At 71.8% G+C, this 17925-nt stretch carries 19 protein-coding genes; 5 read left to right on the top strand and 14 right to left on the bottom strand.

Features of this window, described 5'->3' with window-relative positions; translation table 11 throughout:
• The 10 genes from HHX30_RS37455 to HHX30_RS37410 form a co-directional block, all read right to left on the bottom strand.
• Positions 1 to 417, bottom strand: coding sequence for a Zn-ribbon domain-containing OB-fold protein (locus HHX30_RS37455; protein WP_169988613.1), 417 nt, complete (start codon positions 415 to 417; stop codon positions 1 to 3).
• On the bottom strand, positions 414 to 1562 hold the full coding sequence (locus HHX30_RS37450) for an acetyl-CoA acetyltransferase (RefSeq protein ID WP_169988611.1): 1149 nt from the start codon (positions 1560 to 1562) through the stop codon (positions 414 to 416). Before HHX30_RS37450 ends, HHX30_RS37455 begins: the two co-directional genes overlap by 4 nt.
• Positions 1559 to 2056 carry a MaoC/PaaZ C-terminal domain-containing protein gene (locus HHX30_RS37445; RefSeq protein WP_311923017.1) on the bottom strand — a complete coding sequence of 166 codons (498 nt, stop codon included), beginning with the start codon at positions 2054 to 2056 and terminating at the stop codon, positions 1559 to 1561. The genes HHX30_RS37450 and HHX30_RS37445 overlap by 4 nt, the downstream gene beginning before the upstream one ends.
• Positions 2053 to 2553, bottom strand: coding sequence for a MaoC family dehydratase N-terminal domain-containing protein (locus tag HHX30_RS37440; protein WP_169988609.1), 501 nt, complete (start codon positions 2551 to 2553; stop codon positions 2053 to 2055). Before HHX30_RS37440 ends, HHX30_RS37445 begins: the two co-directional genes overlap by 4 nt.
• A complete protein-coding gene (locus tag HHX30_RS37435) occupies positions 2550 to 3713 on the bottom strand; it encodes a RidA family protein (protein ID WP_169988607.1) in 1164 nt (387 codons plus the stop codon). Before HHX30_RS37435 ends, HHX30_RS37440 begins: the two co-directional genes overlap by 4 nt.
• Positions 3713 to 5110, bottom strand: a complete 1398-nt coding sequence (locus tag HHX30_RS37430; RefSeq protein WP_311923016.1) for an MmgE/PrpD family protein — start codon at positions 5108 to 5110, stop codon at positions 3713 to 3715. Before HHX30_RS37430 ends, HHX30_RS37435 begins: the two co-directional genes overlap by 1 nt.
• A complete protein-coding gene (locus tag HHX30_RS37425; protein WP_169988605.1) occupies positions 5107 to 6324 on the bottom strand; it encodes a CaiB/BaiF CoA-transferase family protein in 1218 nt (405 codons plus the stop codon). The genes HHX30_RS37430 and HHX30_RS37425 overlap by 4 nt, the downstream gene beginning before the upstream one ends.
• Positions 6321 to 7355: an LLM class flavin-dependent oxidoreductase gene (locus HHX30_RS37420; protein WP_169988603.1), complete on the bottom strand. Its 1035-nt coding sequence runs from the start codon at positions 7353 to 7355 to the stop codon at positions 6321 to 6323. The genes HHX30_RS37425 and HHX30_RS37420 overlap by 4 nt, the downstream gene beginning before the upstream one ends.
• 1 nt (position 7356) lies before the next feature.
• Positions 7357 to 7878, bottom strand: a complete 522-nt coding sequence (locus HHX30_RS37415) for a MaoC family dehydratase (RefSeq protein WP_169988601.1) — start codon at positions 7876 to 7878, stop codon at positions 7357 to 7359.
• 120 nt (positions 7879 to 7998) lie between these two features.
• Positions 7999 to 8718 (bottom strand): FadR/GntR family transcriptional regulator, encoded by a 720-nt coding sequence (locus tag HHX30_RS37410; protein WP_169988599.1) that lies wholly within the window; start codon positions 8716 to 8718, stop codon positions 7999 to 8001.
• 129 nt (positions 8719 to 8847) lie between these two features.
• Between HHX30_RS37410 and HHX30_RS37405 the strand changes: the two genes are divergently transcribed.
• The 5 genes from HHX30_RS37405 to HHX30_RS37385 all read left to right on the top strand — a co-directional run bounded on the left by HHX30_RS37405 (position 8848) and on the right by HHX30_RS37385 (position 12874).
• A complete protein-coding gene (locus HHX30_RS37405) occupies positions 8848 to 9885 on the top strand; it encodes an NADP-dependent oxidoreductase (protein ID WP_169988597.1) in 1038 nt (345 codons plus the stop codon).
• 431 nt (positions 9886 to 10316) lie between these two features.
• Complete coding sequence (locus HHX30_RS37400; protein WP_169988595.1) at positions 10317 to 10679, top strand: hypothetical protein; 363 nt, start codon at positions 10317 to 10319, stop codon at positions 10677 to 10679.
• Positions 10680 to 10752: 73 nt separating this feature from the next.
• Positions 10753 to 11193 carry a nuclear transport factor 2 family protein gene (locus HHX30_RS37395; RefSeq protein ID WP_169988593.1) on the top strand — a complete coding sequence of 147 codons (441 nt, stop codon included), beginning with the start codon at positions 10753 to 10755 and terminating at the stop codon, positions 11191 to 11193.
• A gap of 26 nt (positions 11194 to 11219) precedes the next feature.
• Positions 11220 to 12167 carry a VOC family protein gene (locus HHX30_RS37390; protein WP_169988591.1) on the top strand — a complete coding sequence of 316 codons (948 nt, stop codon included), beginning with the start codon at positions 11220 to 11222 and terminating at the stop codon, positions 12165 to 12167.
• Positions 12158 to 12874, top strand: coding sequence for an SDR family oxidoreductase (locus HHX30_RS37385; RefSeq protein WP_169988589.1), 717 nt, complete (start codon positions 12158 to 12160; stop codon positions 12872 to 12874). Before HHX30_RS37390 ends, HHX30_RS37385 begins: the two co-directional genes overlap by 10 nt.
• A 132-nt stretch (positions 12875 to 13006) precedes the next feature.
• Here HHX30_RS37385 and HHX30_RS37380 read toward each other — a convergent pair whose 3' ends face one another.
• The 4 genes from HHX30_RS37380 to HHX30_RS37365 are packed head-to-tail and all read right to left on the bottom strand — an operon-like array spanning position 13007 to position 17812.
• On the bottom strand, positions 13007 to 13687 hold the full coding sequence (locus tag HHX30_RS37380) for a hypothetical protein (protein WP_169988586.1): 681 nt from the start codon (positions 13685 to 13687) through the stop codon (positions 13007 to 13009).
• Positions 13684 to 15300: an alpha/beta fold hydrolase gene (locus tag HHX30_RS37375; protein WP_311923020.1), complete on the bottom strand. Its 1617-nt coding sequence runs from the start codon at positions 15298 to 15300 to the stop codon at positions 13684 to 13686. Before HHX30_RS37375 ends, HHX30_RS37380 begins: the two co-directional genes overlap by 4 nt.
• Positions 15301 to 15316: 16 nt before the next feature.
• Entirely contained in the window at positions 15317 to 16546 is a 1230-nt protein-coding gene (locus HHX30_RS37370) for an ABC transporter substrate-binding protein (protein WP_169988582.1), read from the bottom strand.
• A gap of 33 nt (positions 16547 to 16579) precedes the next feature.
• Positions 16580 to 17812 (bottom strand): ABC transporter substrate-binding protein, encoded by a 1233-nt coding sequence (locus HHX30_RS37365; RefSeq protein ID WP_169988580.1) that lies wholly within the window; start codon positions 17810 to 17812, stop codon positions 16580 to 16582.
• Between the last annotated feature and the right edge of the window lie 113 nt (positions 17813 to 17925).

Raw genomic sequence — 17925 nt, 5'->3', positions numbered from 1 at the left:
TCACCTCTGGGAAAGTACGAAGACCGGCAGCGCACGCCCGTCGGGCAGCGGCCGCCAGTCGAGCCGGAGCGTGTCGCCGACGCCAACGTCATGCGGGCGCTCGGCGACCACGTTGCTGAGCAGCAGCACGCCCTCCGCGAGGCGTACGCGCGCCACGACGTAGGGCGGCCGGAAGCCGGGCATCGCCCGCTCGACGACCGTGCAGGCGTCCACCACGCCGTCGCCGGTCGCCTCCGACCAGCCGAGGTCGCGCGGGGATCCGCAGGCCGTGCACAGCGCGCGCGGGGGATGCTGCGCGTGCCCGCAGGCCGCGCAGCGCTGGACGAGGAGGACACGCCGCCGGGTGGCGTCCCACCACGGCGCGGTCACCTCGTCGGGGTCGGGCACCTGGCCGCCCCCTGGTACTTCGGTGCTCATCGGTCCACCCCCAGCAGGACGGTCGCGTGCGTGGACAGGATCCCGCCCGTGCCGTGCGCGAGGGCGATCTCCGCCCCCGCCACCTGACGGGCGTCGCACTCCCCGCGCAGCTGCCGCACGGCCTCGACCAGCAGCAGCACGCCGTACTGTCCGGGATGGCAGTAGGACAGGCCGCCGCCGGAGGTGTCGAGCGGGAAGTCGCCGCCGGGCCGGATCCGTCCTCCGGCGATCCAGTCGAGTGCCTCGCCCCGGCCGCAGAACCCGAGCGCCTCCAGGGTGAGCACGACGGTGATGGTGAAGGAGTCGTAGACCTCGGCGACGTCCACGTCCGCGGGGGTCAGCCCGGCGCGGGCGAACGCGGCCCGTCCGGACTCGACGGCCCCGGTCACGGTCAGATCGTCCACGGCGGTCATCGAGGTGTTGGTCGTGCACTCGCCGTACCCGAGCACGCGGACCGGCGGTCTGCGCAGGTCGCGGGCCCGGTCGAGCGAGGTGAGCACGACCGCCCCTCCCCCGTCGGTCACCAGGCAGCAGTCGGCCGTGGTCAGCGGCGTCGACACCATGGGGGCGCCGACCACGTCGGCCACGCTCAGCGGGCCCGTCCCGTGCCGGAACGCCGCCGGGTTGAGCAGCGCCCACTCGCGGGCCGCGACGGCGACCTCGGCGAGCTGCTCCCGGGTCCCGCCGTACCGGTGGAGGTATCGCTGGGCGGCCATCGCGTAGTAGGAGATGGGATAGAGGGGTCCGTAGGGCGTCTCGAACTGCGCCTCCGGAGTGTGCGATTCCACCACGCCGGCCAGGGATCGGGACCGGGCGGAGCGCTGGTTGGAACCGTACGAGATGACCACGGTCGAGCACTGACCGGCCTCGATTGCCTGGACGGCGCGGGCGACGTACATCTCGAACGCGGAGCCGCCGGCGAAGGTCGAGTCGGTCCAGGCCGGGCGCAGCCCCAGGTAGTCGGCGACCTGGGTCGCCGAGAACCGGGACACCCCGGTCGTCGCCAGGCCGTCCACGTCGGCGAGGGTCAGCCCGGCGTCCTCGAGCGCCCGGCCGATCGCCTGGGCCTGCAGGCCGAGGACGGACTTGCCGGTGACGCCGAGATCGCTCTCGGCCGCTCCGGCGATCGCGACGGAGGTGGTCATGGCGCCTCCGTCCCCTCCGGGTCGCACTGCTCGGGGTCACGCTGCTCGGGGTGGCGCAGCACGACCTCGGCCCCGGCCGGCTCCACCGCCACCCGTTCCGGTTCGTCTCCGTCGACGATCAGGATGCGCTGCTCCACTCGGATGGTGTCGCCGTCGACCGCGGTGACCCGCCCGACGCAGCGGACGGTGTCCCCCGCGAAGACCAGATTCTTGAACCGGAAGTGCAGGCGGCGGACGACGGCTCGCGGGCCGAGCCAGTCCTGGAGCTGCTCGACGAGCAGCGCGCCGAAGACCTGCCCGTCGACCACTGGCGCGGGCAGCCCCCGCTCCTGCAGGTACTCGTGGTCGTAGTGCAGCCGGTGCCAGTCCCACGTGGCGCCGGCGTAGGCGATCATGTCGCGGAGGCCGATCGTGCGCTCCAGCGGAGCGACCTCGGTGCCGGCCTCCACCGTCGGCTCGGTCACCGCCGGCCCAGTCACCGTCGGGTCGGTCACCGTTCCTCCTTCAGCGCGACGAAGATGATGGTCTCCTCGTTCGTGACGAGCAGCCTGCCCTGCTGGTCGGTGTACTCGGCGGCCGAGGAGACGACGAGCATCTCCTGCCCCCCGGAGGTGCGGCGCTCGGCGATGCCGGTCAGACGCCAGGTCGCGGTGACGACGTCACCGGGCCGGACGGGGCGGTGGAAGGTGTAGGTGTTGCCGCCGCGCACCTTCCGAGTCCCGGGGATCTCGATGTGCCAGTCGTGCCCGGCATAGCCGTCGGGATCGGGCGGCACGTCGGCGTACTGGTTCGTCTCGCAGACCAGGGTGGGCGGGGCGATGACTCCGTCGTAGCCGTGCCGCCTGGCGTACGCGTCGTCCGTATAGAGCGGGTTGTCGTCGCCGACGGCGCGGGCGAAGTAGCGGATCGAGGCCCTGCCGAGCTCCTCGGGCGCGGTGTAGGAGACCTCCTTGCCGACGAGCGCGCGGATCTCCTCCGTCAGCAGGCTCATGGGAGCACCGCCGCGGGGAAGACCTCGATGAGGAACTCCGGACGCAGCAGTCCCGCGCAGATCGCGCCGGTGGACGCGGGCCACGGCTCGCGGAGCAGGCGCTTGCGCACGTCCGCGACGCCCCGATAGGCGCTCAGCCCCTCGGGGCAGACGTACTCGATCGTCGACAGCAGGTGCTCAGGACCGGCGCCGGCGGCGTCCAGAACCCGCAGGATCGCCCCATAGGTCACCTCGGCCTGCGCCACCACGTCACCCGGATGCAGCGCCTGTTGCGTCTCCATGTCCAGGGCCGCGAAACCGCTCATCCACAGCATGCCGCCGGCCCTGACGCCGGGGGTGTAGGTGAGCGTGTCGTAGCGGGCCCAGCCGGGGTTGACCGCCTCCAGGGGATGCCGGGACGCGGTGACGTCGAGCGCGACGAGCACGCCCGGGCGGTGCAGCCGGCTCATCAGGATGCCGCCCGCGCCGGGGTAGACGCCGGCCCCGCCGAGCCGTTCCTTACGGACCGCGTGCGTACGCCGGTAGACGTCCCGGGTGGCGGGCGTCGTGTAGTCGTAGGTCGTGACGGCGGCGTCCAGCGACGACCCGATGCCGCGCAGCAGCAGGTCGGCCCGCTCGAGGCAGTAGGCGTACTGGCCGGTGAGATCGCCCTCGGCGACCACGTCGCCCTGCTCGTCGAGGGGCAGCACCGTGGGCAGGAAGATCGTGCCGTCCGGGGCCTCGGCCACGCCGCCGGCCGCTGCCGTCGCGCCGCCCGCGCTCGCGTGCACCTCGATCTCGATGAACGCCGCCGGGCGCAGCAGGCGGTCGACGATCACCGTGCTGACCGCGGGGCGGTGCTCACCGAAGATCTCCGCCCGGACGGCCGCCGCCTCCTGGTAGGCGTCCAGGCCCGCGACCGTGACGTTCTCCGTGACCCGCGTGACGTCGGCGAAGGACAGCCCGGCCGCGTCGAGGATAGCGCCGATCTTCGCGTACGCCGTGCGGGCCTGGTCGGTCATCCCGCCGCGCACGACGATGCGCCCGGACTCGGGGTCGTACTCGCTGGCCGAGTGCCCGGACAGCCAGGCGCCGTCACCGTGCGTCAGGCCGAGCGAGAAGGAGTAGCCGTCATAGCGGAACCATGGGAAGCGGCTCGGACGGATGGCTTGCAAGGTCATCACTGTTCCTCCGGCGCCGGCCGGGCGAGCCGGTCGGCGAGTGCGGCGATGGTGGAAAGATCGGGCTCGTCGGCGAGGCCGCGCACCCTGCGGGCCAGCTCGGCGGTGTCCTTCGGGTCGCCCGCGGCGTTGGCGGTGAACTTCGCGTCCAGCTCGCTGTCGCGGAGCGGGCGGTCGGGGCCGCCGGCGCTGCCGGGCACCCTCCCCTCGATCACCCGTCCGCCGTCGAGCCGCAGGAGCACGCGTCCCGGCGCGTCGGCGGCGACGGTGCTCGATACGCCGGCCGGGGTGACGACGGTGCGCACCCGTGCCGCGAGATCCGCCACCTCAGGACGGCGAATGGATTCCGGGGAGTACGTCCCGAGCGTCACCTCGCCGTCGAGGAGCAGCGCCGCCACACTCCACGGCAGGGAGAACTTGGCGTCGTACGGCGTGCGCGGGCGGGTCTTGCGCTCCGCCGGCTCGCACACGATGGCCGCGCTGTCCGGGTGCACGTCGGCGACCACCTCGATCACCTCGGACGCCCGGACGCCGTGTCCGCGCAGCGCCTCGGCGACCGCGTCGAGGGTCACGTGCATGAGCTGACACGCCGGGTAGGGCTTGACGGTGATCCGGGTGGTCTCCCACGACTTCCCCAGCCCGGAGGTGACCGCGCCGGCGTCGACGGTCCGGCCGGCCAGCGCCGCGTACAGCCCGTGCGGGCCCTCCAGGACACTGTCCGGACCGGTGGCCCCGGCCGCCGCGAGCCGGGCGGCGAGGATGCCGGAGGCCGACGCGAAGCCGGGGTGGAGTTGCTTGGTGGACGCGCCGGTGGACAGGAACTCGAGCAGCCCGCCCGCCTGGCTGCCCGCGATGCCCAGCGCGTCGACGGTCCGGTCGGCGCCGAGCCCCAGCAGCCGGGCCGCCACGACGGCGGCCGACATCACTCCGCAGCTCATGGTCGCGTGCAGGCCGCGGGTGTGGAACCCGTGCGGGACAGCGGCGGCGACGCGGCACACCGTCTCGTAGCCGGCGACCGCCGCGGCGAGCACCTCGGCGCCGGACGCGCCCACCTCCTCGCCGACCGCGAGGGCCGCGGGCAGCACCACCGCGGTGGCGTGGACCAGCCCGCCCGCGTGCGTGTCGTCGAAGTCCAGGGCGTGCACCAGCGTGCCGGTGGCGAGCGCCGCCGCCACCGCCGACCCGCGTTCGCCGGTGCCGAGCACCGTGGCCTCCGCCGGGCCCCCGAGCCCTCGCGCGACCGCGACCGCGGGCGCGGCGATCCGGGTACGGCCGGCCGCGACGGCCGTGCCGAGCCCGTCGAGCAGGTGACGGCAGGCCGCCTCCCGCACCTCCGGGGGCGCGCCGGCCGGCCCCGGACCCAGTGCCCACGCGGCCAGGGCGCGCGCGGCGGTCACGACGCCACCTCCCGGGCGGGCGGTCCGAAGGCACCCGCCTCCGCCAGCGCCGCCACCTTCGCGTCGCCGTATCCCAGGAGCCCGCGTACGACGTGGCCGAAGTCCTCGTTGCGCTGGGGCGCCCGCCGGTACTCGGGGGGCCGCGAACCGACCCGGATCGGGGAGGCGACCTGGCGCAGCGTGCCCCAGCGGGGGTGCTCGGTCTCCACGACCAGGCCGCGGGCGGCGGTGTGCTCCTCCGTCAGGGCGGTGGCGACGTCGTTGATCGGGCCGCACGGAATCGACGCCTCGTAGAGCGGCGCCAGCCATTCGTCGACCGTTCGCCCGCGGAACACTTCCTCGAGCATCGGCAGCAGGACGTCCTTGTTGCGGCGGCGGTCGGCGAACGTCGCGAACCGCTCGTCGTCCGCCCATTCGGGGTGGCCGATGACCTTGGCGAGCCGCTGCCAGAACTTCTCCTTCGCGCAGCCGACGACGAGCCAGCCGTCCTTCGCCTCGAACGCCTGGAAGGGGACCAGGGACGGATGGGCGGAGTGGCGGGTGCGCTCCGGAACGAATCCCTCGTTGAGGTGCCAGACCGCCGGATAGGTCAGCAGACCGATGGCGGTGTCGTAGAGGCTGACGTCGCAGTCCATGCCCACACCGTCCCTGCGGGCCGCGTGCAGGCCGGCCAGGAGCGAGATCGCCGCCACCAGGCCGCCCGAGTAGTCGACCATCGACAGACCGGACTTGGTGGGCGGCCCCTCGGGCTCCCCGGTGATGTCCATCCATCCGGCGAGGCCCTGCAGGACGTAGTCGTACCCCGGCTCCTTCTGCCTGGGGCCGGTCATGCCGAACCCGGTGAGCGAGCAGCACACGATGGCGGGGTTGAGGTGCTTCAGGTCGTCGTAGGTGATGCGGATCTTGGCGGGCACGTCGCCGCGCAGGTTGCTGTAGACCACGTCGCTGACCCGCACCAGGTCCTCGAAGACCGCACGCCCCTCGTCGGTGGCGAGGTCGAGGGACAGACTGCGCTTGTTGCGGTTGAAGGTCTCGAAGAACAGCGAGTCCTCGCCTTCGCCGTACGGCGGCACGTACCGCCCGACGTCGCCGCCGACCCGCGGATCCTCGATTTTGATCACCTCGGCCCCGAGGTCGGCCAGGTGCACACTGCCGAACGGGCCGGCGCCGTACTGCTCGACGGCAACGATCCGGACGTCCTCCAGGGGTCTCACGCCCGCCCTCCTGTGATGTCGGCGATGAGCTGGATGATGGATTCCTGGGCCGCCCTGGTCTCGGACGCGGGGAGCCCGTGCGTCGGCGGGGTCAGCTTGACGGTGTCGGCGAGACCCTCGTAGGCGGCCAGACGGGCGCGCACCTCATCGGGGTCGCCGGCGATGGTGACCGCGTCGACCATCCGGTCCGGCACGACGTCGCCGAGATGGTCGGCGCCGCGTCCGGAGCGGAAGGCCTCCACCACGGCGGCCTGCTCGCCGGCCAGATCGTGGAAGGCGAAGAAGTCGGCGTAGCTGCGCACGCTCGCGTAGAAGCCGACCAGGCCCGCGGCACGACGCCGGGCGACGCCCGCGTCCGCGTCGACGGAGCAGCACGCGGAAACCACGAGGTCGAGGTCTTCCCGGTTCTTTCCCCGCGCCTTCGCCAGCCCCGCCTCCACCTCCGGGAGGACGCGCTCGGCGAGGTACGCCGGGGAGCACAGCTCGTGCGATATCCAGCCGTCGCCGATCTCGGCCGCGAGCCGGGTCATCGCGGGGCCCACCGCCGCCAGATAGATCGGTATCCGGGTACGGGTGACCGGGAACGGCCGCCGGTATCCGCGGATGCGCATCGGCGCGTGCTCTCCGTCCAGGACCATCGGCTCACCCGACGCGCAGTGCGCCCAGAAGTGCCGGATGTCGCGGACGGTCTCCCGCAGCCGGCCGACCGGCTTGCCCCACCGCACGTTGTGCCAGTCCTCGTTGAGCCGCTGCACACCGGTGCCCAGCCCGAGAACGAAACGGCCGCCGGACAGTTCGTCGACGTCGAGCGCCTCCAGCGCGGTCACCATGGGACTGCGGGTGAAGGCGAGCGCGATCGCCGTGCCGATCCGGGCGGTGGCCGTGGACTGTGCCAGCGCCGCCGCCGACACGATCGCGCTGCGGTGCATCTCGGGAACCCAGACGACCTCGGCGCCCGCCCGCTCCGCCGCGCGCGCCGCCTCCACCTGCTCCGCGAGGGTCTCTCCCCAGGGACCGTAGGTGATGCGCATGTCAGCCCTCCAGGCTGAGCGGCCGCTCGGCCACGGGGAAGACGCCCTCGATCTGCTCGGCGCCGCGGCGGTAGACGTAGAAGGTCCGCTTGAACGAGCAGACCTCCTTGCCGTCCTGGTTGAGCGTGCGGGTGCGCACGGTGACGATGCCGGCGTGCGGCCGGCTGGCCGACTCGCGCTTGTCGAGCACGATCGATTCGCTCCACAGCGTGTCGCCCGCGAACACCGGGTGGGTCATCTTGATGTCGTCCCAGCCGAGATTGGCGAACGCGTTCTGGGTGAGGTCGGTGACGCTCTGCCCCACCGCGATCGCCACCGTGAAGGTGGAGACCACGAGGGGCCGGCCGAACTCCGAGCGTGCCGCGTACTCCGCGTTGAAGTGCATCTGGTTCGTGTTCATCGTCAGGAGCGTGAACCAGGTGTTGTCCGCCTCCGACACCGTCCTGCCGAGCGGGTGCCGGTAAACGTCACCGACCTCGAAATCCTCGAAGAACCGGCCCTGCCAGCCCGGCTTGACACCCATGACGCTCCCTACCTCGGACCTGTCGTGTTACGGGCCCGAGCCTAAACGTCAGACCATTTAGGGGTCAAGAGGTTGTTCCGCTCTGCATAACGGCGTTCCAATCTACGCGCGCCGCGGCCCTCAGCCGTCTCCCCTGCGGCGCTCCCTGTCGATCTGGGAGTAGGTGCTGCGCAGGTGTTCCAGGTGCTCCCGCTGAGCCCGCTCCGCGCCGAGGGAGTCCCCCGCCTCGACGTACGCCAGGATCTCCCGATGGTCCCTGTCGACCCTGTCCCAGTGGTCGTCGGAAACGCCGTGCCGGTCGAAACCGCTCTCCAGCACGCTGAACACGGGCGCCGTCACCGCGTCGAGCAACGGGTTGTTCGCCGCCTCCAGGAGCGCCTTGTGGAACTGCCGGTTCGTCCGGTAGAGGTCCTCACGCTCGACCTCGCGCGGGTTGAAGATCGCGGCCCGCAGCGCCTCCAGCTGTTCCGGGGACCTGCGGACTGCGGCCAGGCCGGCGGTGGGCACCTCCAGCAGGACGCGCACCTCCAGTAGATTGGCGACCGAGCCCGAATCCCGGAACAGCGCCAGACTGGACAGCAGATAGCTGCTGATGTGCTCCGGCTCGGGGCGGGCGACGAAACTGCCTCCCGCCACCCCCCGCCGGGTGACCAGCAGCCGCTCGCTGGACAGGACGCGCAACGCCTCGCGCACGGTGCTCCGGCTCACGCCGTACATCGCGCACAGGTCGGGCTCGACGGGAAGGCGGTCTCCGGGCTCGAACTCTCCGGAGAGGATCTGCTCGCGCAGCCGGTCGGCCAGATCCTGATAAGCGGGCGCCGAAACACGATCGGTGGACACGGCGACAGCCTAACCTCATCGACGCTCGATGTTGAGCCCGTGTTCCCCCTAGCGAAACAACGTTTCGATGTGTAAGCCTGGGTCCTGCCTGACCGAGCCGGTGTCGCCGGAGAAGGAGAAGCGGATCGGATGAGCCTCCCAGGGACGCAACGGAGAATCGTCCTGGCCCGGCGCCCGCGAGGCGTGCCGATCGAAGACGACTTCCGTACGGAGACGACCGCCCTGCCGTCACCGGGGCCCGGCGAGACACTGGTCCGCACGGTTCACCTCTCACTGGACCCGTACGTCCGCGGCACCCTGACCGGGCGCGACCTCGGCCATCCCCCCGTACACCCCGGCGAGCTCGTGCCCGGCAGGGCCCTCGCCCAAGTGGTGGACACGGGCGAGTGGGTCGTGGCCGAGACCGGATGGCAGGAGTACGCCGCGGTCCCCGCCTCATCCCCGCGCCCGCTGCCGGTGCCGTCCGGCGTGCCGCGCACCGCGGCACTCGGCGTGCTCGGCATGCCGGGGCTGACCGCGTACGCCGCGGTGAGCCGGCTGCTGCGCCCGGAGGTGGGTGACACCGTCGTCGTGTCCTCCGCGACCGGCGCGGTCGGCGGCACGGCGGGGCAGCTCGCCGGGCTCGCCGGCGCACGCACGGTGGCGATCGCCGGCGGTCCGGACAAGTGCCGGGTCGCGGTCGAGCGCCTCGGCTACGCGGCGGCCGTCGACCGCCACGACCCGGACTGGCTCGACGCCCTCGCCGAGGCCTGCCCCGACGGTGTCGACGGGTACCTGCACATGGCCGGCGGCGCGGTCCTCGGCGGCGTGCTGAACCGGCTCGCCGCCGGTGCCCGGGTGGTGCTGTGCGGCCTGCCCGACAACGCCAACGAGACGGGACCGACCGCGCTGCCCGCCGGGGCGGTGATGCGGGCACGCGCCACCGTGCACGGCCTCGTCGTACACGATCATCAGGACCTGCTGCCGCGGTTCGCCGACCGGGTCGGCCGGCTCGTCGCGGAGGGCCGGGTGCGCGTCCTCGAGGACACGCACGAGGGGCTCGGCTCCGCCCCCGCGGCCTTCTGCCGGCTCATGGCCGGCCGCAACATCGGCAAGACCATCGTGCACGTCGCACGCGGCGACGGACGTACGCCGGGCCCAGCCGATGCCGGCGAGCCGGGTGGGTGAGAGCCTCGTGACGACGCCGCCGCCCGTCCTCCCCCAGCCGGGGCTCCTCGGCCCGGTCATCGTGACCGGCGACACCGATCGGCAGACCAGCCTGTTCACCAGGGCGTTCGGGCTCGAGGTGCACAGCGTCACGCGGCGTACGGCCCATGACTCGGAGCGCATCTGGTCGGTCGGCCTTCCGGCGCTGGAGACGACCCTCATGACGCCGGGTACCCGGTCCGGCATCCGGCTCCTCGAATTCACGCCGAGCTCGACCGCGGCGGCGCGCGGCCCGGAGAACGGCGACGCGAAGGACGCCTTCAAGGTCATCGACTTCTACTGCCCCGACCCGGAGAGGGTGGAGCACAGGGCACTCGAGCCGGGGGCGCGCCCCCGTCCGCGATCCCGCAGACGCCCGATGGTTCTACCTGGACGTCCTGGGCCTGAACAAGGTGTACGAGTACGCGTTCGCGGACGAGTCCTTCCAGTCCATGGTCGGTCTCGCCGAGGGGCACGGCATCAGGGCCGCGAACTACGGATCCCGGCTCGCGGAGCCGTACATCGGCATCATCGACTACGGGCGGGGCGCGCGGGACGTCTCACTGCGTGGCGTGCGCCCGCCGACCCGTGGCCTGGTCGCGTGCACGATCGCCGTCCCCTCGGCACGGGACGCGGTCAGGGCGGCGAGGGACGCGAGTCTGCCCGCCCTCGAACCCGCCGAGGAGGAGATCCCTCCGTTCGGCAGGGTGACGAGCGCGCTGATCGAGTCCCCGAACGGAATGCTGCATCACGTCGTGTCGCCGCCGGGCCCCTGATCCCCCAAGCTCCTGACGTCACGGAATCGAAACGATGAACCGGAACACATTTGAGATCACGGAAGGCGTGCCCATGACCACAACACCGCTCGGCACCGCGGAGGCGATGCTCACCGCCGTCATCGAAAGACGACTGGACGGCGTGCTGGAGACCTTCTCTCCCGCCGACGACGCGTACGTGTTCGTCGAGGGACCACGCTGGACCACCCACGGCGGCGACCGGATCAGAGCGGGATGGGAGGCGTACTTCAAGGCGCCGATCCGCATCAACGGGTTCCGCTGGGTCGAGGGTCCCTTCACCTGGGAGAGCGACACCCTGGCCCAGGTCGTTGGCGTCATCGACTACGACATCATGGGCGACGGCAAGGCCGGACGGCTGCGCATGCGGATGACCTGGCTGGTCCGCCGCGAGGAGGGACGCTGGCGTATCGTCCACGAGCACGGTTCCCAGCCCCTGGAGGATCCGTACGGCGCCGGCGACTGGTGGCCCGAAGGCGCCACGCCGCTCGCATGACCGGCCCGGCGAAGGGGACGCGTCCTGTGATCAGTGAAATCCGGGTGGCGACGGTGGCCGTCGCGGATCTCGAACGGTCCTGCGCCTTCTACGCGGACACGTTCGACTACGTCCGTCTCGGTGAGGGAACGGTCGGCGGCCGGGAGGCGGAGCTCGCCTGGCAGATGCCGAGCGGCCTCACCGGGTACGCGGTCGTGATGGGACCGGTGAGTGCGACCACCGGGCTGCTGCGCCTTGTCCGATTCGACGCCGACCAGTCCGTCGCGCCCGGCGAGCCCTACTGGGGCGACTACTCGCGGCCGCAGGACTACGGCCATTACGCGCTCAACATCCGGGTGCCCGACATCCGCTCGGCGATCGGCCGGTTGCGCGCGGCGGGCGGCCGTTCCAAGTCGGAGCCGACCCATTGGACTGTCACGCCGGACCTGTCGGCGTGGGACTCGTTGTCCTACGACCCCGACGGGGTCGTCCTGGACGTGTTCGAACTCGAGCCCGGCGAGGGCTCGGCCCTGGCCGGCTACGACGGGCGACCGAGCGAGCTGCAGACGGTCGCGATGCACGTGAGCGACGCCCGCGCGTCCGCGTCCTTCTACCGGGCGCTCGGTTTCGCCGAGCTGTACGACAAGCTGATCGAGAACATGGAGTCCTTCTTCCGCCTTCCGCGGGGAACCGGACTGCACAACATCAACCTGTATGTTCCCGGCAGCAGCCTCAACGGCCGGGTGGAGCTCGCCCAATACGTCGGGTTCCCCGGTGAGCAGCAGCGGGACCGCGCCGTTCCGCCCAGCCTCGGAATTCTCTCGGTCTCGCTGGAGACCGATGATCTGCAGGCCACCGCGGACCTGGTCGGCAGGCTCGGAGCCGAGCCGGTGTGCGACCCCGTCGAGGTGGACCTGCCGCCGTACGGCCCCGCCCTCGTGCAGACCTTCTTCGGTCTGGACGGCGAGGTCCTGGAGTTCTACCAATGTCGGTGAGCGCCGGAGTCGCCCTGGTGACGGGCGCGGGCAGCGGACTCGGGCGAGCGATCGCCGAGTCCCTGGCGGCGGCGGGGTACGCGGTGGTGTGCGCCGGCCGGCGCGCGAACCGGGTGTCCGAGGTGGCCGAGGCGATCCGGGCCGCGGGAGGCGCCGCGACCGGCGTGCCGCTCGACGTCACGGTGACGGAGCAGGTCGACCATGTGGTCGCCCGCGTCGCCCGCGAGTACGGCAGGCTCGACGTACTGGTCAACAATGCCGGAGTGTTCCGCAAGAGCGAGATCCTGGAACTGACGGACGAGGCGTGGCGGGAGACTCTGGACGCGAACCTCACCGGCGCGTTCCTGTGCGCCCGCGCCGCGGCCCGGCAGATGATCCGGCAGGAACCCGTCGCGGGCAAACGCGGCCACATCGTCAACGTGAACTCCGGCGCGGGCCTGCGCGGCTACCCCACGGGAGCGGCGTATTCCGCGTCGAAGTTCGGGCTGCTCGGCCTGTCCGACACGCTCCGCGCGGAGCTTTCCGACCGCCTGGTGAAAGTGACGGACCTCGTGGTCGCGGCCATGGTGAAAAGCGAGCTGTCCAGCCGGTTCAACCCCGACCGGCTGGACGCCTCCGTCGTCGGCGAGCTGGTGCGGAACCTGGTCGCGCTCGACGGCGCCGCCGTGGTCACCCGCCTCGACCTGGGACAGCTCCCCCCGGCCTGAACCCCGGCCCACGCGGCCCACGGGTTCGCGTGGGCCGACGTCGGGGCGTGGCAGCAGGGCCCGCCGGGCGGCCGTACGGCCCGTCGGCGCGGGGGAGCCGGATCATCCGCTCCGTCCGGCCATCGGGGGCCGTCACGTCCCTTCGCGCAGCTCGGCGAGGTGGTAGGTCGAGGAGAGCCGGTCGGAGCGCAGTCGCACCATCAGCCAGTCCCCGTCGCGGCTCGTCCACAGGTGCTCTTCCGCGCCGCCGTCGCTGGTCAGCAGGAAGTGCCAGGTGGCGAAGGTCCCGGCGGGGACGGCGACCGTCTCCGCGCCGACGAGGGCCGCGGTGATGCCGGTCATCTCCTCGGCGTACGGGCCCGTGGCGCCGTCGGGCCGGGGCGAGGAGCGGAACCCGCCCACCAGTGCCTGCCGTCCGCCTGCGGCCAGGTCATAGGAGGGCACGATCCAGGAGTCGCAGCAGACCGCGTGCGGGACGAAGAACGGCGGGGGCGTCGGAAGATCGATCCGCTGCGACGCGTGGCCCGCCTCGCGGAGCAGCAGGTGCGATTCCAGCAGGGCATCCCCCGTGACGAACCAGCCCTCCCCGAGGAACTCCCCGGCCAGCCGATGGCTGATGAAGGTCCGCATCGGGCGGAACGCGGGCGAGACCGTATGCACGACATCGCGTTCGATCCGGCTGTCCCACATGCGGCAGTGGGCGCGCAGCGTGCGGGTGCCGTCCTCGGCGACGGTGAGCGTCCACTCCTCCCGGCCGCGGAGGCCGACGCCGTCGCCGACGTAGTCGATGACTCCGTACCGGTATCGGCTCATGTTCCCGCCTCGTCCAGAGCGCTGAGCAGTTCGTCGACGCCACCCCGGCCATCACGGCGGGAGGACGGCTGGATGATCTCCGTCGCGGCCAGGAACGGGTCCCAGATCGGATCCGCGGCGACGACCGGGGCTCGGAGATCGGCCGGCTGCCGGGCGAGGGCGGCGAGCGCCGCGGCCCGGAAGGCGGAGCCGTACGAGGGCCAGGCCTTGACGATGTCGAGGACCCTGCGATGCGGCTCGCCCAGAGCCCGCCCGTCGTAGACCTGGCCGGCGCGGAGCGCGCCGTCGCGGACCAGGTGCCATGCCCGCAGCAGGTGGATCCCGTGGTCGTCCGGGGTGAGGTCGGGGGTGCGTGCCGCCACGAGGCCGGCGGAAACCCGGTCCGGGTCGGGCAGCGCGGCCAGCGCCAGGGCGTGCACGCGCGCCGGATGGCGGCGGGCCACCTCGGCGGCGATCGCGCCGCCCGCGCCCGTGCCGTACAGGTCGACCGTGTCCAGACCGGCCTCGTCCAGCATGTCCACCACGGCCCCGGCCAGCTCACCCGCGTCCACGTCGAGGGGGCCGTCGAGCTCCGAGTCGCCGGTGCCCGGCAGGTCGACGGCGAGCGCGGGGCGGCTGCTGCCGGCCCGCGCCAGCAGTCGCTCCACCGCCCGCCCGGAGGCCGGAGCCGGCGGCAGGACCGCCAACGGCCTGGCGCCGGCCGCCGGTGCGATCCACCTGATCAGGCTCTGACCCAGCCGGGTCCGGACATAACGACGGGACAGCCGGTCCGCGAGGAGCGGCCCCGGCGGTTCCGGCGCCTCCCGCACGCCGGCGGAACACCCCGTCGCCTGGGCGCGCAGCCGGGCCGCCACATGCGCGGGACCGGCTCCAAACGGCGGATGCTCGACGCGGACCCCGGCCCCCGCGGCCGGAATCCGGGCGAGGTGCGCGTGCAACGGGTCGCCGGGCGAGGCCAGCACGAGGGTCGGCACCGCGAGCCGTGCCAGCATCGGCACCGGGTCGCAGGTGAACGCCGCCCGGTATGCCAGCGGGTACGCCTCCCCCGCTTCGAGCAGGCCCGCCGTCACGTCGTGCAGCTGTTCGGGGTCCGGCATCGCCGCGGACAGCCGTGCTCCCGGCTCCTCCCGGTACCAGGGCCAGAACAGGAACATGTTGCGCACCTGGTGCCACGCCGCGACCAGGTGGGTTCCGTCCCCTCGCGGCAGCACGGGAGGAAGGTAGTTCGCGAGCTGGTCGGCCCGTTCCCCGGGGGTCGAGATCCCCAGTCCGTCGAGCACGAGGGACGCGACCCGTTCCGGGTGCTCGACGGCGAACGCCAGTGCGATCTTCGCTCCGGTGTGCGTGCCGTACAGGTGGACCCGCTCCAGACCGAGCGCGGTCAGCGTCTCCCCGAGCGCGGCGCCGTAGTCCTCGACGGCCGGCTCGGCGGCCGGGAGCCGGTCGGACCCGCCGTGACCGGGGGTGTCGAGTGCGTACACGCTGAACCAGGGCGCCAGCTCCCGGACCAGTTCACGCAGTGGCCGGTGGTCGCCGGGCGAGGCGTGCAGGAGCACGACCGGCAGGCCACACCCCGCCCTCAGGTAATGGACCTGGCGCTCACCGACCGTCACCAAGTGCCGTTCCACGTCATTTGGTGACTTCGACGGTGGTCCAGCCCTTGTCGTCCTTCTTCCACTGGTAGACGTGGATGTCGTCCATGCCGTAGAACTCGTGCTTGTCGGGGGAGACGGAGTTTCCGGACGGGGTCTCCTGGTCGGAGATCTCAAGCTTGTCGAGCGCGGCGGTGACGGCGTCGGGTTCGAGAGAGCGGGCCTGGTCGGCCGCCTTCACGTACGCGAGCACGCAGTCGGCGGCGATCTCGGCGGCCTTGGGCGACTCGGCGCCGGTCTTCGGGCCCACGTTCCTGCCGAACCGCTTCTCGATCTCCTCGATGTGCTGCCGGTAGCCCGGCTTCCATGTGTCCCGGGCGTCGCGGCTCGGGTACGGGTAATAGGTGGCGCTGAAGAGCGCGCCGTCCGCGGCGTCGCCCGCCGCCTCGACGAAGGAGATGTTGCGGGCGCCGGAACCGCCGACGATGAGCCCCCGGTAACCCGCCTCACTCGCAGCGGCCATGGTCTTGGCGCCGCTCGCGGAGTTGGAGATCCAGATCGCCCCGGCGTCCTTGAGCTTGTCGACGTACGCGCGGTGCGACTGGTCGTCGGGCCGGGTCGCCTCGAAGCCCTTCCAGGTCAGGCCCGCCGCCTCCGCCTGGACCTTGACCTCGTCGGCCGTGCCCTTGCCCGCGTCGTCTCCCTCGTAGATCACGCCGATCGAGGTGACCCCCTCCGCCTTGAGGTGGGCGATCATCTTCGCGACGTCGAGGCTGACCGGGTCCTGGGCGCGGAACCCGTACTTCAACGAGCTGAAGTCGCCGGTCGCCACCATAGGCTGGCAGTTGACCTTCCTGCCGCTTTCGAAACTGCCCTTGGCCGCGTTGTAGAACGCCGACAGCGCCGGCCCCACCACCAGGCCGATGCCGTCGTCGCCGGCGAACTCGTTCGCGGCCTGCACGGCCTTCGCCGGGTCGAGGCCGGAGTCGCGGACCACGAGCTCGAGCTTGGCTCCGCCGACGCCGCCGTCGGCGTTGAGCCGGTCGATCTCGACCTTCAGCGAGTTCTCCAGCGAGATGCCGGCGACGGCGAACGGCCCGGTCATGGGACCGATGAGGCCGACCTTCACCACTGGACGACCGACGCTCCAGCCGCTGCCGGAGGATGTCTGCGCGTCTCGGGCGCGTTCCTCCTTGCTCGCGCAGGCGGTGAGCAGCAGGGCCGCGCCGAGCAGCGCGGTCAGTTTGCGACCGGTGGTGAGGGCCATGGGGGGATCCTTTCGGGCGAAGATCAGGCTTTATCAGGACTTCGGGGTGACATCGGTGATGAACCAGCCGTCGGCGTCCTTGTCCCAGCGGTAGATGTGGATGTCGCCGACGTGGTAGAACTCGTGGTCCGCCGGCTTGATCGCGTTGCCGGACGGGGTCTGGGTGTCGGGGACGTCGAGCTGCGCCATCGCCCCGGCCAGCTTGTCGGGGTCGAGCGACTTGGCGCTTTCCGCCGCCGCGGCGAACGCGGTGACGCAGTCGGCCGCGATGGCGGTGCCCTTCGGCATCTTCGCGCCGGACTTCGGCCCCTCGACCACCCCGAAACGCTTCTCGATCGCCTCGACGTGGGTGCGGTAGCCGGCCTTCCACGTGGCCTTGTCGCGGATGTTGAACTGCAGGTTGCCCGCCGCGAAGACGGAGCCGATGGCGAGATCCTGGGCCGCGTCGAGGAAGGACACGTTCTGCAGCCCGGACGTGCCGACCATCAGGCCCTTGTAACCGGCCTCGTCGGCCGCCGCCATCGTCTTCGCGCCGCTGGCGTTGCTGGAGACCATGATGGCCCCGGCGTCCTTGAGCTTGTCGATGTACGGCCGATGCGACTGGTCGTCGGGACGGGTCTGCTGGTAGCCCAGGTAGGTGAGCCCGTACTTGGGCGCGAACTCCTTGAGGTAGCCGTCCATCGCCTTGCCGGTGTCGTCGGCCTCGTACACGAGTCCGACCGACTTGACGCCCGCGCTCTGGAGGTACTGCGTCATCTTCTCGACCCCGATGTCGTTGGGGTCCTGGGAGCGGAAGCCGTACTTGAGGACGCCGAAGTCACCCGTGCCGACCCCGGGCTGGCAGTTGAGCATGCGGTTCTGCTCGTAGATCCCCTTGGCGGCGTTGTAGAACGCCGAGAGCGAGGGGCCCACCACCATCTTGACCTGGCTGTCGCCCACCATCTCGTTGGTCGCCTGGACGGCCTTGCCCGGGTCGAGCGCGGAGTCCCGGATGACCAGTTCCAGCTTGGCCCCGCCGATGCCGCCCGCCTGGTTGATCCGGTCCATCTCCACCCGGATCGAGTTCTCCTGCAGGATTCCGAGGATCGAGTAGGCGCCGGTCATGGGACTGATGAGCCCGATCTTGATGGTATCGGTGCCCGCGGTCCAGCCCGAGCCGCTCGTTCCGCCCGCCTCGGCGGCCCGCTCTTCCTTGCTCGCGCATCCGGAGAGCACCAGTGCGCCGACGGCCGCCGCCGCCACCCATCGAATACCTGGTCCGCGCACGTGCCACCTCCTGTTCTCTTGACTTAGATTCCACTGTGCGGAACAGCGTTACGGTGAGCCTAGGAATGCGGCCATCCCCATGTCAATGAATAGGTCTGATGTTTAACCCAGTC

The sequence above is a fragment of the Microbispora sp. H10836 genome, assembly GCF_012999525.1.
Taxonomy (GTDB): domain Bacteria; phylum Actinomycetota; class Actinomycetes; order Streptosporangiales; family Streptosporangiaceae; genus Microbispora.
The sequence above is the reverse complement of the archived record's forward strand: the minus strand, read 5'-3'. Positions and strand labels throughout refer to the sequence as shown.